Source organism: Sphingobacterium spiritivorum ATCC 33861, from assembly GCF_000143765.1.
Lineage (GTDB): Bacteria > Bacteroidota > Bacteroidia > Sphingobacteriales > Sphingobacteriaceae > Sphingobacterium > Sphingobacterium spiritivorum.
In genome coordinates this window covers 64426-81261 of record NZ_GL379778.1, presented here as the reverse complement: position 1 = coordinate 81261, position 16836 = coordinate 64426, and the positions used below count along the sequence as shown (strand labels likewise).

17 protein-coding genes are annotated in these 16836 nt (G+C 35.7%); 8 read left to right on the top strand and 9 right to left on the bottom strand.

The window, feature by feature from the left end; translation table 11 throughout:
* Window positions 1-316: 316 nt before the first annotated feature.
* The 6 genes from HMPREF0766_RS21000 to HMPREF0766_RS20975 all read left to right on the top strand — a co-directional run bounded on the left by HMPREF0766_RS21000 (window position 317) and on the right by HMPREF0766_RS20975 (window position 5250).
* Entirely contained in the window at window positions 317-652 is a 336-nt protein-coding gene (locus HMPREF0766_RS21000) for a hypothetical protein (protein WP_003002022.1), read from the top strand.
* A 200-nt stretch (window positions 653-852) separates the two neighbouring features.
* Window positions 853-1965 carry a hypothetical protein gene (locus HMPREF0766_RS20995; protein WP_003002019.1) on the top strand — a complete coding sequence of 371 codons (1113 nt, stop codon included), beginning with the start codon at window positions 853-855 and terminating at the stop codon, window positions 1963-1965.
* A gap of 139 nt (window positions 1966-2104) precedes the next feature.
* A complete protein-coding gene (locus tag HMPREF0766_RS20990; RefSeq protein WP_003002017.1) occupies window positions 2105-2446 on the top strand; it encodes a type II toxin-antitoxin system HigB family toxin in 342 nt (113 codons plus the stop codon).
* Between the two features lie 4 nt (window positions 2447-2450).
* Window positions 2451-3014 carry a helix-turn-helix domain-containing protein gene (locus HMPREF0766_RS20985; RefSeq protein WP_003002015.1) on the top strand — a complete coding sequence of 188 codons (564 nt, stop codon included), beginning with the start codon at window positions 2451-2453 and terminating at the stop codon, window positions 3012-3014.
* Between the two features lie 58 nt (window positions 3015-3072).
* Window positions 3073-4512 (top strand): hypothetical protein, encoded by a 1440-nt coding sequence (locus HMPREF0766_RS20980; protein ID WP_003002013.1) that lies wholly within the window; start codon window positions 3073-3075, stop codon window positions 4510-4512.
* Window positions 4513-4827: 315 nt separating this feature from the next.
* Entirely contained in the window at window positions 4828-5250 is a 423-nt protein-coding gene (locus HMPREF0766_RS20975) for a DUF6943 family protein (protein WP_003002009.1), read from the top strand.
* 95 nt (window positions 5251-5345) lie between these two features.
* Here HMPREF0766_RS20975 and HMPREF0766_RS20970 read toward each other — a convergent pair whose 3' ends face one another.
* The 3 genes from HMPREF0766_RS20970 to HMPREF0766_RS20960 are packed head-to-tail and all read right to left on the bottom strand — an operon-like array spanning window position 5346 to window position 6758.
* A complete protein-coding gene (locus HMPREF0766_RS20970; protein ID WP_003002007.1) occupies window positions 5346-5591 on the bottom strand; it encodes a hypothetical protein in 246 nt (81 codons plus the stop codon).
* A gap of 4 nt (window positions 5592-5595) precedes the next feature.
* Window positions 5596-6000: a DUF5675 family protein gene (locus HMPREF0766_RS20965; protein WP_003002005.1), complete on the bottom strand. Its 405-nt coding sequence runs from the start codon at window positions 5998-6000 to the stop codon at window positions 5596-5598.
* Entirely contained in the window at window positions 6000-6758 is a 759-nt protein-coding gene (locus HMPREF0766_RS20960) for a hypothetical protein (RefSeq protein WP_003002004.1), read from the bottom strand. The genes HMPREF0766_RS20965 and HMPREF0766_RS20960 overlap by 1 nt, the downstream gene beginning before the upstream one ends.
* Window positions 6759-7003: 245 nt before the next feature.
* Between HMPREF0766_RS20960 and HMPREF0766_RS20955 the strand changes: the two genes are divergently transcribed.
* A complete protein-coding gene (locus tag HMPREF0766_RS20955; protein WP_003001999.1) occupies window positions 7004-7207 on the top strand; it encodes a hypothetical protein in 204 nt (67 codons plus the stop codon).
* A 346-nt stretch (window positions 7208-7553) separates the two neighbouring features.
* Here HMPREF0766_RS20955 and HMPREF0766_RS20950 read toward each other — a convergent pair whose 3' ends face one another.
* On the bottom strand, window positions 7554-8426 hold the full coding sequence (locus tag HMPREF0766_RS20950; RefSeq protein WP_037461096.1) for an alpha/beta fold hydrolase: 873 nt from the start codon (window positions 8424-8426) through the stop codon (window positions 7554-7556).
* Window positions 8427-8715: 289 nt separating this feature from the next.
* On the opposite strand from HMPREF0766_RS20950, the gene HMPREF0766_RS20945 reads away from it, so the two are divergent.
* Complete coding sequence (locus HMPREF0766_RS20945) at window positions 8716-9855, top strand: TlpA disulfide reductase family protein (protein WP_003001993.1); 1140 nt, start codon at window positions 8716-8718, stop codon at window positions 9853-9855.
* 347 nt (window positions 9856-10202) lie between these two features.
* Here HMPREF0766_RS20945 and HMPREF0766_RS22425 read toward each other — a convergent pair whose 3' ends face one another.
* From HMPREF0766_RS22425 to HMPREF0766_RS22650, 5 genes are all read right to left on the bottom strand, one after another.
* Window positions 10203-10343 (bottom strand): hypothetical protein, encoded by a 141-nt coding sequence (locus tag HMPREF0766_RS22425; protein ID WP_169311230.1) that lies wholly within the window; start codon window positions 10341-10343, stop codon window positions 10203-10205.
* A gap of 1789 nt (window positions 10344-12132) precedes the next feature.
* On the bottom strand, window positions 12133-12426 hold the full coding sequence (locus HMPREF0766_RS20920; protein WP_003001979.1) for a hypothetical protein: 294 nt from the start codon (window positions 12424-12426) through the stop codon (window positions 12133-12135).
* Between the two features lie 77 nt (window positions 12427-12503).
* Window positions 12504-12845 (bottom strand): hypothetical protein, encoded by a 342-nt coding sequence (locus HMPREF0766_RS20915; protein ID WP_169311229.1) that lies wholly within the window; start codon window positions 12843-12845, stop codon window positions 12504-12506.
* 109 nt (window positions 12846-12954) lie between these two features.
* Window positions 12955-13353, bottom strand: coding sequence for a hypothetical protein (locus HMPREF0766_RS20910; protein WP_003001972.1), 399 nt, complete (start codon window positions 13351-13353; stop codon window positions 12955-12957).
* A gap of 6 nt (window positions 13354-13359) precedes the next feature.
* Window positions 13360-16836 (bottom strand): DUF6443 domain-containing protein, encoded by a 3477-nt coding sequence (locus tag HMPREF0766_RS22650; RefSeq protein WP_236590466.1) that lies wholly within the window; start codon window positions 16834-16836, stop codon window positions 13360-13362.

The following is a 16836-nucleotide window of genomic DNA, read 5'->3' as shown; positions in this document are numbered from 1 at the left end:
TTTATAAATATCATAATATATATATCAATTTATGTTTAGATGAGTATAAAATTGTTTATATTTAATTTACCAATTAAAGACTTTTATTATGCTTCATTCCAAGGCACCAGATAAAGATCAGGAGGAAAATAGCAGATTTTCATACAAATTATAGAGAATCAGGTAGTCGATACAGATTTCTGATCTGCTTGATAATAAGAATAAATAAAACACTTCAATGAAGCTGAGGTAGAAAAGTTCTTACAGAGAAAGTAAATACATACTAAAGAACAATACTTAACCAACTGATTTTTTAACCAAATTAAACTGTGTAACAATGAAAAATAAGATAATCATAGTGCTGGTTCCGATAATTCTGGCTGCACTCATATCTGCGTATCTCACATTCGAAGGATCATTTATCAATGCTGTACTTTCTCCGCTCACAGGTTGTGGAGCATTATTAGGACTCCTTAATTTAGGACTAACCAAAATATCAAAACTAGTATGTATCATTCTAAATACCATTTTAGGAATATTGATATTTGCATTGCTCTATTTTGTCAAAGCCGAATATATACTGCAGTATCTTCTTATAGGGGGTATCATAGGACTCTTAACCGGAATTATCAATAGCCTGTTGATAAGCAGACCTCAGAAAAATAACCCATAACAAATGAGACAACCTATATCCGGGTTTTACTCACTCACAACAAATAATATAGCACATATTCACATGTGTACACAATTTATATTACGCCATCACAATACATAAGAACTACTTACAGGCAGTAAGGGATAGATAAGCAATAAGGATTTGGAGTAGTTGTCTTATTACAAGCAATATTTTATAACATTATATAACTGTTAATTATGAAAAAACTATTACTCCTTTTCATAGGTGGGCTAATCTTCAGCTCACCTGCAGTATTTGGACAAGGCAATCCTATTGTTAGAGCCAAAAGCAATCCCGTCACTGCGAAAATGATAACAGACAATGATTTAGTCATTCCCATCGAATTAGATTTTTTTACTACAGCCCCCCTTACATCTGCGATCTCAATTCAGATAGACAATAGTAAAGCTCCTGTAGATAATCAGATTTCTAATGATGATATCGGAAAAATAAAAATCTTTAATAACAATCAGACTATCACAACCAAATCAGATGATACGAGTACTACCAAAACCTTTTACCTTGTTCTGGACAAAGCCGTCAAAATAGAAAACGAAAAAATTCTCTATTTAAAAATAAACAATATTGCCGGTCAGCTCAGTGTTATTAAAGTAATGATAGCCCCGGATGATCAGATACTCACATTGGATGACTACTTTATAGAAAAAAATAAACTCGGTTACGTAACCAAAGTAAAAGCAGGCGACAATAATATCCTCACAATTGAAGGATATAAAGAAGTCAGTTTAAACAATGGAAAAAAAGAAGACATCTTCATGAAAAGAAATGTGGAGTTAAAAGAAGGAAAGGCTTATGGATTTTTTGAATGGAATCACATTTTTAAGCGTTATTTCTGGAGACCAGTACCACTTTCACTTACCACGATACCCTTCAAAGTACGCCCACGAATAGTCTCCAGAGGAGTAGAATTTACAACATCAGCAAATTCGGGTATTAGTAATATAGGTTTCAACCTCGACCTGATACAGTACCAGCAGGACAGATACTTTACATCAGGAAGAAGATCTTTACATAAATTCAGTCTGGGATTATATGCCGGTCCAGCTGTCGAAGAATTAAACTTTCTGACTACGAACGGAGCTATAGCAAAAGACCTTACCTCAAAGCAATTGTTTGTTTCCACAGGTATCACACTCTCTTACTCTTACAATGATATCTCCTTCACCTTCGTACCATTAGGGTGGGATTTTGCGACATCCTCAATAGGCAAGCAATGGGTATACAACAAAGCCAGATGGTGGGGATTCGGGATAGGAATCAGTCCGAAAGTATTTTCAAGAATATTTTAAAAGGATCATGTACTCTTACTGAATACAAATAATGGTGTAGCAGGTGATTACTATCTGTTAAAAGCCTTAAAATATTAAAAATTAATATACAAAAGTTCGGTTATTATCAGAACTTTTGTATATTTGTAAAGTCATTCCAATGAGAATAACAGGAATAAAAATACTTCGTAAACTGCAGAAGAAAAATACAGGCAATAAAAAGCTTTGGACTGCAGTCGACAAGTTAATAGAAGATCTGCAGACATTCGACCCCGGTATACAGCATATTCACGACCTACGGGAAGACGCAGACAGAGTACATAGTGACGGATTCTATTTTTTCGATATCAATGTACACCGTACATTGATACTTATAGAATTCGATGACCAGGGAGAAGCGACCATAGTATGGGCAGGTACACATAAAGAATATGAGACCATATTCAAAAACAACAAGGCAACCATTGAAAAATGGCTGAGAAGTAAAGGCTACATAGATTAATAGTATGAAAACACATTTTGATATAGAAAAACTCGTCGAAAGCGGAGCCATTACCAGCGAACTGGACTACGAAAGAGCCCTCATAGCCGATAGAAACCTCAGACTACTCGCAAAAGACAACGATCATTTCAAAAAATTAAGATTCCGGCTTCGTGATCTCATAGAGCAGTATGAAAACACAGAGTGGAATAATGCAGACCAGATAGACGAAGACAAGATCCGTGAAAGCGACAAAGCCGAACGACTCGCAGAAATAGAAAGAATCTTTATCCGGAACAGAAAAGAAGCAATCAGGGACACGCTAAAGCGACTCACCCTCACACAGCAAGACCTGGCAACACTCCTCGGACACAAAAGCAAAACACACATGTCCGAGCTCATCAATGGCATCAAGCCCTTTACACTTACAGATCTGGTAATTATCAATCGTATATTAAAGATTGACATCACATTACTGGTACCGACATTCCTCTCTTTTAAAGATCAGGTAAAAGTAAAGGCAGCCGTTACCAAAATAGACAAACCCCAATTAAAACTAGCCATAGACGATTTAGTAGTTTGCGATTAGCAAAACTTAATCTATAAACTATAATATAGAGTATCTGCTATTATTTTGAATACCCTTAATGAAAAAAACTTCTTCAACCCGAAATACAGAAAATTTTAAAGATTTTGACAAGCAGTTAGAATTTATTGAGAAAATTAATTCTTTCGATGAATTTCAGATTTTTTTATCAGAGTACTTAGATCATCATGTCTTTCTGTCAAAAAGAGGAAAGAAATTTTATATTGATACAGATTTTCATATGGAAATGGATGAAGCTAACGAAATCAGTAAGTTTGTATTTCCTGTTGATGATGTAATGTATGAAACAAAAGATCTCCATTGTATTTCCAGGCGTTCTGATTTCAAGAAAAATGAAGGATCAAAGCATTCTGCAACTTTTGAAGTAAACAGCTTACAGTCTCAGTGCTTCCATTCAAAAAGTCTTTTTACAACATTTTTCCCTGTGGAACTAAAAGAAATAAAGTCATTTCATGGAGAATTTGAAACTATTGTTCATAAAAGAAACCGAACAACATATGGTTATGATTGCCTTTTGGTAAATATTAATGGCGTAGAATATCACATTACACAACTAAAAACAGTAGACAACGGATTTTATGTTTTTGAATGCCTTCAGAAAGAAACTTTTGAAAACTATCGTAAAGTTTGTTTTTCCATCCAGCAGGCAATCGGATTTATAAATGGCTTAATGGTAGGTGATGAAGAATACATTTTTGATAGTGCAGGTAATCTATACTTTTCAAATGAGATAAGGCAGAAGATCAGGAGTATGTATAATCCAATCATTACCAATCCTTACTCTTATTTAGACATTGATAGGGAAATTGCAAAAGATTATATTGATAAATTAACAAGCATATCATTTGAAAATCTGTCAAACCTGGTCAGTCGAATTCATACAGATGAAGATTTCTCTACAGCTATTTTGGTAATTCTTGATGCTTCCTATACACGTTCACTTCTTTTGGTTCCCAGCTCATTTGCTGTAATAATAGAATTACTCTCAAAAAATATAGATACAGATAGTACTGAAGTAGAAATACCTATAGAAAACAAAGCTTTAAAAAATAAAATAATTTCAGAATTGCATACCGTTATTGATAATAACAGCAGCACCCTAAGTGAAGCACACATCATAAAATTGAAAAGAAGACTTAACGATATAAATAAGCCTGTTAGTAAACGACATCTGACCAACAACGAAAAGCTTACCAGACCTTTCGAACGATTAGGAATAAAACTTAGTCTTCGGGATATTGAGATCATTGAACATCGAAATGATCTTTTACATGGTAATATCCTTATGAAAAAGGATAATAAACAATCTGATGATAGCATCAACCTGTACATGTCATATGTTTCTGCCCGATTATTTACATTGATCAGTAAGCTTCTGTTAAAGAGTATAGGCTATAATGGTTATGTGTATAATCAGGCTAAATATTTGGAGAAATACATGAATATAAATACAGACGAAGAGTATTTTGAAAAGATTTAAAAAACGGCCGGTTTTAATTAATCATACATTCCTTTGACATAAACATGATCACACGCTTTCCAAAAAAGATAAAAAAGAAGTCAAAGGTACGCTCCGGGTTCTTGAAAAGACAAGTTCAAGCCCCGTAGGGGTGTATTAGAAAAAATCTCCAACCTCCCTGCGGTCAGATAGTATTTTTCCTATACAAACTTGCTTTATCAATCCCTCCTCCGCGGATAAGAGTGCTTTCTTTTTTTCCTTTTTCTTTTGGAAATATCAGCCACCCATTCGCAGAAATCGGAAAGAAGAAATTCACAATTCTTAAATCCGGTTATTATGGCACGTTTCATCATCAGAACCCACACACCACGCACCGACCATCAGGCTCCACACATTTTTATTCTTAATAAAGGAATGAATAGCGGAAAACCCCTCACAACTCCCTGTCCGAATTCCTTTGTGATACTATTCAATACCCAGACCGATAGAGAAGAATATTATTGGTTAGCCTACAGTCTTTGGCAGGCAAAATTCTGGCATCCATATCTTACAGGCTCCGTTATCCCGTTCTTACGGCTGTCAGAGTTCCGCAAAGAATTCATAAAGCAGACTACACACATGCTGCAAAATACCGAAAAACATGAAAAAAGTATAGAGAGCTTACGCCTTCTCAAAGATGCCGAAGAACGATTCCGATACAATATCAGGCTTGTAGAAGACCTCCGGCGCATGATCCTGTACCGATACATCCGCAAATAACAAAAGCCCCCACCATCAGGTGAGGGCTTCATACACTTGCAACAAGTCACCACAACAATTGCAAGACCATAAGCATCAACTCTGGACAACTCCGTCTAAGAACTGTCCCCATCCACTTTATTTTCTTTATCCTCCTTTTCCTCCATTACAACGATTTGACTAACCGCCGACAATACACCGCCAGCCACAGTGAGATAACCACCCACAGTCACCACAATAGCAGGTAAAGCCACCGGAGCAGCCAGCAATACACCACCTGCAGAAGCCAGAGCAAGCCCGATATTTCGCAATACCCTGAACAATTTAGGAGTCGGAGCCTTCGCCCTTTTCAATAGATTCATACTATTATTTTTTTAAAGATCTGATTACTACAAATACACACTCATCAATATCCAGTACAGGATAAACCAAAGCCTTTAATACCTCCAGAGCCGTGCGCGAATCCACCCCGCGACCAGATCCCATTAACGCTGTCACCGGAGCAATACACCCCTGTAGCTCCTTCAGCGCATAATTTGCCGGATGAAACAATATAGCCGATCTGCCAGGCACATTCAGTACCACTATATGCCAGCCAAATTTAGGACTATGACGCTTCATAAGCCTGTATCTTCCCTCCGGTATACACGATATCCTGCGCCTGTTATTATGCCAGGGCAATTCTATAGTGTAGCATACCAGAACACCATCATAGTAGAGTTTCCCATTGGTTCCACCAGCAGAATACTCCCGGATAAGTTCCAGTACCATTACACACCACCATCCACCTTCACAATCGAAAGCGCATTAAACGCACCATTCTTCAGCAGATACATTTCACCATTGATTTGCTGGTAAAATGCTACACCCAGGACAACAAAAAGAGGTTTTTTAGAACCCGGTGTAAAGTCATGCTCCTGAGCAATATCTGCAATAGCAACATTATTCCAGGGCATCACAGCAGTTTCCAGAAATTTCGCTTCAAAAGCTTCACCTTCAAAATCCACCAAAGCAATACCCGATACAATCCTGAAGTGAGTAGCACCCACCGGAGCAGCAATCATATTTGCCGGGACAAATCCCCCGATACCCAGTTTTACCTTACCCGCAACCCTGTCAGTTTCAATAGCATAAGGAGCAAACATAGAAGTACTCAATGCACCACGGATGTTAAATTCAAACCCCGTTAATAATTCCGCTTCACCATCTATCACATTCCGAAGCCCCCTTACACTCACCGTATCAGCCTGGATCACCTTCATCATGCTCTGCGTCAGACGCCCCACCATCCGGCTATCCGTCGAACTCAGCAACAGCGGACGCAGCGCAGTCCGCAGCAGCTTACCAGCCTTACGTGCACGCCCGAATTCAGCACCATTCTCACGTGTACGCTGAAACGCCGGATCATTAGCGATCCTGCTGCCATCAATTCCCCCTTTCTCACGAGCCAGATACCCGTCTTCGCTTTTGTAAAAAGTAATATCCCCGATAGTACCCTTTAATTTGATAATTCCCTTCTGCCTTGCCATAACACTAAAATTTATGATTTAATAAATCCGCCAATCTGGACCAGACCGATCAGCCAACACACAAATTTTAAGCATTCCCCCTACATAGCCAAGCTCACCCTGTACCATATGACCAGCAGTGTCACAAAAGACAGTAAAAGCCCCAGATACCACTTTAGCATCCATCCGGAATAAACCCTAAATTGCATTAGCAAAGAAAACATAGCAGAGCTATAAGATAGCCCGCTCAAAGACCTACATAAAGTATGAGAAATAATATGCATAGAGTCTGCATTTATCCCAAAGACATACAGCTCATCACAGGCAAGAGCTACCGTCAGAGTGCAAGGTTAATGCAGAAAATAAAGAAAGAGCTGCACAAGCCCGATAAAGAGTTCCTGACGATAGATGAATTCTGTACCTACACAGGCATCAGATATGAACAGGTATCACATCTTATATTCGGATAAAATCTATAAATTCCGATAGCTGAATTTCCCCGGAACATCTACATTACGCTAATCAATAACCAGTTCATTTTTTGAACTTTATATTTTTGATAATCAGATAATTATCACTATATTTACGTATAAAGTTTAGTACAATTTGCACACCGCATAAAGGAGCCTTTCGAGGTGGGGTTTTTAGCTGATTAAATGTAAATGGCTTCATATCAGTTATTTATGTTTATCAGAAAAATCCCTCACTCTCCGCAGAAACCTTCATCTTTTGATGAAGGTTTTTTTATGCAATGTCCCTCCGTTTTTTGAAACAAAATATAGGACGCAATTCCAGATTCGGACCTGAAACATTCCTTTACTGTAAAAAACTATTCAAATAGCTTAATATTGTTTGTGTTTGCATCATCAGGCTTCTATGCCCCTGCGAGGGGACAATCGCCAATTGTGATGGAGGTAGTTCTCCAAAATCTGCACATACTGCTCCTCCCAGCAGTTGATATGTTTTTACCAGCTCAATCTTATCCAGCCCATCATTGTCACCAGCGATCAGCAGTACAGGAGAAGTGATTTTCGCAATATTATCATCGCCAAGGTCGTATGGTTCTTTGGCTGAAGCCATCATCTGTTCCAGAAATTTTGTCCATTTTGTTTTGTCCGGTGCCACCGCATCATATGCCGTTTGCAAAGGTGAATTTGCAAATAATTCAGGTTTCATACCTTTAAATGCATTAGTCACTTCCGGCATCCAGCCACTGCTTTTATAGGTAGAAGAGATAATTACTAATTTTTTAAGTCTTTCCGGGCTTTGTATGGCAAACTGATAGGCGACAGAACCCCCAAAACTATATCCTGCGATATCTGCACTTTCAATTCTCAGGTAATCCATTACTCCTTCCACATCGCTTGCCAAAGTAGCACGGGATAAAATTCTATCGGAAAACGGGGTATGACCGTGCCCCTGCAATTCAATGGCAATAACTTTTCTTGTCCTGGAAAGCTCCGGAATTAACTGACCCCAGTTTAAATCAATGGTCATGTATGCACCATGCAGCAAAATTACAGGTCTGCCTTCGCCATATATTTCGTAATATACTTTGGTTCCATTAGCAACAGCATAGCCACTATCTGTCGGTTTAATCTGTTGTCCATGTGATGAAGATGCCATAGTCATAATGATTGTGATTAAGAGTAATATAATAAGATTTCTGACGTAAAGTGAATTTTTCATAAATCTGTCCAAGTTTAGTTTTAAGATTAGTAACAATACAAAATTGGGAAACATTCTGATATTCTGCACTGGGTAAAAACGACAACATCAGGGGTAGATTCCGACAAAAAAGGTTTTCTTATTTACATCACCTTTTGCAGTGAATAATAAAAAGATGTAAATTCAACTTTCTGAAAATTTGAATTCCATCAATACACCATAACTTTTTCAGATATCATCTTATTTAGTGATAAGCTAATATATGCTACCAAAAACTTCATTATAACAACTGTTTTCAGACAATACCGATATGAAAAAACTACTTAAATTACTGATTTCCTTCTTATTTATTGTTGGTTACACATCAGTTTACGGACAAACAGCATTTACAATTACAGGTTACGGAGAAAAATTAAGAGAAGGAGATTCCCTGTTTCTCTCTTACAAGGAAAATGGCAAATTTATCCAGAAGAGTACTACTGCATTGCATCACAAATTTACATTTACAGGCTCAGTGAAATATCCGACAAAAGCATACATTTCCAGAAATCAAAATCCTGCTTATGCTTACTTTATTACAGAAAGTATACATGTGTTTTTAGAGCCGGGGGAGATTGAAATAAATAGTCCGGATACGCTAACAGGAGCTGTAGTCAGCGGAACAGCATTAAACGAAACATTACAACAATTTGAAAATCAACAAACACAATTGAAACAAAAAAAAAGACTTATAAAAGATCCGGATCAATTCAATGAATCAGAGAAAAAAGATACTGCATTGGTCAATTACAACAAAAGAGAGCTTGAAAAATTATATTACGAAGAAGCGGATAATAAATTGGCATTTGCTAGAATGCACCCTGACTCATACGTAAGTCTTGATATGCTTTATGACTTATCACGAATTAACACCTACATTTTTAAAGTTGAAGAAGTATATAATACCCTTGCTGACAATTTAAAGCAGTCAGAATATGCCGCAATTATTCGCGAACGAATTAAAACTAAAAAGAAATTAATACCGGGAATGAAAGCCTTTGATTTTTCCATGAAAGATGTAAGTGACAATACGGTAAGCCTATCTGAATTCAATGGAAAATATGTTCTTTTAGATTTTTGGGCTTCCTGGTGCGGACCTTGCAGAGAAGAACACCCTAATCTTATCCGGGCTTATGAGCATTATCAAAAATACAATTTCACTATTCTAAGTGTATCCATTGATACAGACAAACAAAAATGGACTGAAGCCATTATTAAAGATAAGCTCTTATGGCCACAAGTATCAGATTTGAAAGGAAATAATAGCGACGTATACCAGAAATACGGTATAACTTCCATACCTGCAAATTTCCTGATTGCTCCTGACGGAACCGTTATTGCAAAAGACCTGAAGGGAGATTCTTTAACAGATGAACTAATAAAGGTATTATCAGGCGTAAATGAAAAATAATCACAAATAAAAGATTGATATTTTAGATTGAAGGTTGTTAAAGAGTATTCCTCTGTTCAGTAATTCACCTGCGTAATACAACTAATATCCCCCAATTCGCCATTGCATTTTAAGAAGATACTCTTAGGAATTTCAGAAAAATCAATTTTGCTGACTAAAGATTGATCATAGTCACTTTTCTTTGTATTATAAAAGAATTGCTCATTCTCATCACTCAGATTAAACCCGATTGTCTTACCTACAACACTTTGGATAAAACAGACAATACAATATCTTCTTTATCTTGAGAGAGTCCAAAACAAGACAAATAAAGCAAAATAAACATCATTAAAAGCTTATTCATAATTCTAATAATTTTGTGAAGTTGGTTTTACAGAGTTCCTGATCATATCTTTTATAGATTTCAGATAGTTCTGACCATATTTAGCAGTCCCCCCTCCGTTGTGGTTATTAATAGCCTTATCCCATCCATGAAATTTAAAACTCATTTTATTAGTTTTGGAATTATACCCAACTCCTCCCTTAAACCCTTTGGTTGCCAAATCTTTTGTACCTGGATTATTTGAGGTAACAATACCAGGTACAACCTCTCTTAATTCGCTTTGTAGAGAACGTTATTATTTAACTACATGCCTTCTAAAAAATAAAAAAACAAAAAACAAAATACTTACAAGAAAATTAATAACCCCATTCTTATCATACCAATATTCAACGGAGGTGAAATAAACATAAACAAAATATTCTAAAGAAATTACAAGGGATGATAACAAAATGAAAACAAAGACATTTTTAATCTTACATATTAAAAAAACAGGGATAAAGAAGATTACGCTAAGAAAAAATGAAAAAACAACTATCCATAATGAATATCCTATAGTATTTTGAAACAATGAAGCAAAATTATCAGATTTATTGAAAACCAACTCATTAAATCGATTATCAATAAAGGCTAATATTATAAAAAAAACCAAATACTTAATTACTAAATATATAAATATACTTCCTTTTGAAATGCCCATAACTTAATATCTTTTATAAAATCTTGAAGGATAGTAACTAAAATCATGTATTGGTATAGATCCAGAAGTTGGGCTCGAATTATTAATTATCGGAGCAACATGCTGTTGATAAAAAGAGGGTTGATTATATTTCATAATAGTCTGATCATTAAAGCGCAGTATTGCAGACGGGAAAACATTAGTATATGCAGCAAAACTTACCTCTCCGTTACTGTTGCTTATTCTATAGCACAAGTGACACACTTGCGCCAGACGGGGGCTTTGGTTTACTTCAATTCAAAAGGAACTGTGTTTTTAAATTCGTTGAATATATCTATTCTGGCAGGGATTTCCTTTCCTATAAGATGCCCTTCTAAATCAATAGAATAACTAATCTTATATTCTAATTTTATATCTTTATCTGATTTTAAATTTGCCAATCCGGTCAGGTAAGAATATTTGGTTTCCAATACTTTAATTCTATCTGAATCAAATTCATAGATTATATTAGCTTGCCCTGTTTCTCCATAAACAGATGATTACTGATGACAGAAACATCAGATTGATTGATATCATTCTTTCTAATCTTTCCCTTTTCTGTAAAATTACAAGAGACTAGAAGCAAAGAGAAAATTGTATATTTCAGCATCTTACTACGGTTTTAATATTGGAAATCCTTTCTTATCTTTTGGTAAGGCTCTTAAATCTTTCATACCATTACCAAACATATTCTGAAAATGAGGTATATCTTTGATTTTCCAGTCTCAGCCCCATTCAAGACCTTTAGATTTCCCTAAAGTAGATAGAGATTTCCAATCCAGATTGTAGTCTGTCTTACCTTCGTAACTCCTACAATATCAAAAGCTAATCCAAAATCACTTATTACCTATTATTCCATATTCCCTTCTACCAGTTTTTGAAACCAAGATTATAAGAAACTGAAGATAAAACAAGAGTGGTAACAATCCGACAAACCATTTCAACCGACGCACATTATACTCTTCTTGTATTAGAATTTCAACAGGGTATAAAAAGTCCATTGTGAGTGCATCACTCGAAGTCCTTCCTATGTAAAATAGATCGTACATTCCATAAAGACAAAGTGCAACAAATGCAAACCAGTTAGCTTTGGTTCTTACCATAATAAGAATAATGACAGCTACTATCAATAAAACACTACTATTCCGTAATGGCACTTCATATAATAAACATATTATAACATTGGCAATCAATATTAAAATCAATAAAATAAAAGCAGTCTTATTACAGAAACGACACATTACTTATAGTTATAATATTTAACGACTTCACTATATTCATTTTTAAGATAATTAATAGACCTAACTTTAGGTGTTTCATAAAGTCCATCCTTACTCCATGTGTATTCCGTCCCTTCTTTAGAGGTTCCTAAATAGATAGCTCCATGTTTTGTGTCTGAGACAGTCCCAAAATCAAACAAACTAAATTTTTCTCCTCCAAAAGAAACTATCGTTTCGCCAAATTTGCATTTTTGAGCGTTACCTGTAACATTTTCCATCCCCTTTATTATTTTATCAAATTTGCTTGTACTCATTGCTAAAGAAAAATTAGGTGTTTCTCTTTTTGATATTGATACTGCACATTCAAAACAGTTATAGTTTGTTTCAGTAGTCAACTTTGCAAAAAAAGCATCACTATATTTATCAGGATTATTCTTAACATCTTGAAGAGATTTATTTCTTTAACACCAGGAATATTATCTGACAACTTTAATAATCCGTAACGGCTAGTATTTGAATACTCCTTATCCGCAGTTTTTTGATCAAGACCTAAAAACTTAGCTAACGTTTGGGCATCATCACCCTGTTCTTTCTGGAGTACTAAAGTATTATTATATACTTTTGGTATCCATTCAGGCGCCTTTCCATCCGGATCTATAAATCTAATCGGATTGTCAAAAGCATAATTATATGGCGAATGACGACGCATCTGCTCCGCCAACGGATCCGCCATACTCCACCTTGCAATCATCGGATCATAAAATCTTGCTCATAATCATACTGATCTCCAAGTTCCTCTTATACACGAGCGACACGCTCGCATCGGCAGGTGGCTATCTTTTTTAGTTTTTATTTGTATAATTCAAATGAGTTTTAAAGGATATTATTAAAGGGATAAAAAGAATAATACTTAAACCAACCTTGGTTAAAGCAGGTTCATTCCCATAAAGTAAACTTGTCAGTAAAAACTCAACTATAAGTGCAAAAAATAATAAAACATAAGTTTTACGTGATAACTGATACTTACTAAATCCATAACTAATAGGCAAACCTACAATTAAAAAATCCAATAAAACAGGTATTCCGAATAACCAAATAAACAAAAACCAATCTTCTGCATTACGTAAATCTGATAATTTAATTGATTTTGCTTCTTCATTTGTAATATAATAAACTAAATAAAAAACAATATTTAATACTAAAATATAGACTAAAACTTTAAAGAAACGATCTCCTTTCATAGTGTTCTATTTTTTATATCGTTGATAGAAAGCTGCTGCTGGCTTTGTCGAAGTTGTCCTTGTCACAGGCATTGCCCCCATGCTTCCTTCTCTAACAATGTTTGTCTTATGAGTATTCTTGAAAGAAGGTTGTTTATAATTCATTAATCTATAAGAATTTGAATTCCCGGTTCCTTTTACTGATAAACTTGCAGATGGAAAAATATCCGTAGCTGCTTCAACTCCTAAATTATTTCCATTTAACCCAATAGTTAATTTCTGAGCAACATTTACCTTGTCATATCCCATTAAACTCAACCCTACCTCTTCTAAAAAATTAACTTTTGCATGTTGTTCATAACTGATTTTTTGTCCGCTATTTAGTCCCGATTTATTAACCTTATAATTGGTTTCTCCAGGATAATAGTTATCTGTAGGTATCCAGCCTCCTGTTTTATTTATTTTAGGCTCATCAGAATTAACATTTATAGATAATAAATTGTTATCTGTATCTGTATTTGCACTTACATTAATAGTAGATGAAATTTTATTCCCAGCAGGGAAACTTCCTAAAGGACCATCCCAAAGGTCGGCATCTATATAGCTGTTAAATGTAAAGATTAAATCTCTTCCTAGATAAGTTTCTCCTGCCTTAGTTGTAGCCTGTGAAGTTGCATTCTTATCCCAGTAAATATTACCAAACTTACCCAATACCCAATCCTCCGGTGCCATGCCCGTAGGGTCAATTAGGTTAATCGGGTTGTCCATCGTGTAATTATACGGTGACCAACCTGCAAACTTCTCCGCCAATAGATCCATCATACCCCACCTTGCAATCACCGGATCATAAAACCTTGCTCCATAATCATACTGATCTCCAAGTTCGCCCTGAATCTCTTTTCCATTATAAAGATATTTATTATTTCCACCTTTTAAAACTTTCCGTAGTCCAAAAGGATAATAATCATCCCGTTGTAACGCTTCTACCTGATTAGTTGCCGGATTGCGATACAGCGTTGCCCGTACATTCCCGAGATGATCCGTTAGGTTATAATGATAAATATAAGTACCGTCTGTCTTCAATATAGCTACTCCTTCTGCATGACGGATCATCGCTATATTCCCGTTTTGATATTCGATATTACCAATATAGTCTCTTCTACCCGTTTCATTTGAAATCTTACGAAGCTTTATGCCATTTGCATCATACAGGTAGCTTATCGTTTTTCCATTGCCATTTACTGCTTTGGGGATATTAAAATGAGTATATACATAGTTCAGACCATTACGATCGGCACTCACATTCCCATTATTATCATAAGCATAATTTCCGTTAGCTATTCCCGAAACCATGCTCAACTTATTTCCGCTATAGGTATAATGTATGGAAGCTCCGTCCCGTATTAACTTGGTAATATTTCCCATCTCATCATAGTTTAATAATTCGGACATACCAGATGGACTGGTTCCGTTTTTCAGACGGCTGAGCTGATCATATTCATATACAAATTTTTCACCCGGCAATGCAGTCTGTCCCCATTGCTGTTCAGAAATATTACCATTCCACTGAGGAGTATTTCCATCCCCATATTTTAATTTCAGACTAAAAAAATCAGATATACTTGTATTCAACCATCCTCTTTCATTATAAGTATATTGTATGTTTGCGTGACTGTTGCCCCCATTATAATCTGCTCCGATTTGTTTTTCGACCAATTGCCCTATTTCATTATAGTTATTAGTACTAATAGTAACTAAGTTCTGCGAATTTATTTGTTGCTTAATTGAAGTTGGTCTGCCCATATGATCAAATTCGTTTTTGGTGATAATCTGAGTCACAGATGCCGATGGACTTGATTTATGGAGATGTGTACTCACCAGTAGTTCACCCGCGAAATTATAGGTATTAGTAACATAATCTGTTCCTGTCAGATGGTTTTGGGAAGCAGTCTGTAAGACACGCCCCCTATCGTCATAATATATGACACTAAACAAAGGATCACTTCCATCTTCCTTATACACTTTAGATCCTGTCTGAAGTGAATTGATCATTTCGCTCTTGCTTATATTTACAAATGGTAAAAAGGATGCTCCTTCAAAATTATAATCATCATAATAGTTTACAAGCCGTTCACTTATACTGACACCGTTTTCAGCAACGGGAAACGTATTGTTAAAATATACAGCATGACCGTTTCTGCTTTCCCATAAGGGGCCGGTAAAGGAATCAACAATATTCCGAATAGACTCTGCAGAAGTATAAACTGTATTTTTGTAAATACCTGTGGAAGCTATTCTGCCGAAAGCATCATATCTGCTATACGACCATTCTCCTTTTGTACGTTGATTACCATCCTGCGTTAATATCAGCTGATCCAGTTTATTATAAATTAAATATTCCTTTTGTTTTCCCGGGATCTTTTTTTCAATTAATCTTTTTCTTTTATCATACTTATAGCCGTATATGTATTCTTTAAATTTAAAATCTTCTTCATTAAAAGCATTATCAAGGGTAGCTATGCCATTCTCATTGACTGCCGGTGGTAATACGTATAGAATATTGCCCAAATAATCGTATACATAGTATGTACTTAAACTTTTCACTTCGGTTTCCCATATACGTACCAGTACAATATTTCCATCAAAATCCTTAAATTCCTCCACCGAACCGGCCCGTTGGTCAATGGGAACATTTTCATTTCTTACAATAGTTTTGAAGAGTTGTCCGCTTTTATACATAATTGCGTTTGCGCCATTTCCGGATAAATTCGCGACCCACTGCTTCACCTCATTAAGAGAATTAGTTCCATAACTCGTTTTAATGGAATGGTCATTACCTGTATTAGTTACAGGTTGCCAATCAGCACCTTGATTACCCTTTTTAACAGCTCTGTTTAATGGACTATTCTCAAAAACAATTTCTGCATATGGGTATGCTGTCTTCACTACAGAAGCATCCCAGGAAACGGCTCCATTGTAATAGTTCAAAATATCGTTACCTGCTGAAGTCTTAAATTTCCCGTCACCAGCTTCATTGGCACTGTAAAGAAGATATTTTAACGTTTCTCTGCCAAATGAATCATAAGAAAAATGCTGTACAATATCATTGTAATTAGGAGACCCCTTCACCTGTATCTGCTGAATGATTCTACCCAGCCCATCATAATATTTTATTTCTCGTTTTTCTTCATTAGCCTTTCTGGCCTCAGAAACATTAGCTTTTGTAATTCCGGGGATAAGAAGATCACGCGTCATTATATAATTATGATCCTGATCTGAAAACGTATTAAAATAAGGGATATCCCCACCACTCGGATTAACCCTTAAAACAACATTACTTCCACTCGGAATATGAAATCCGCTTTTTAATGTAATACTCTTTTTTGCTTCAATTAGGTTTTGACCGTTATAACTGACTAATGTTTTATGCTCCTGAGCAAGACCGTTTCTAAGACAGAGTATATTTAATACAAAGCATCCCGTAAATAATAAGAATATTTTCAT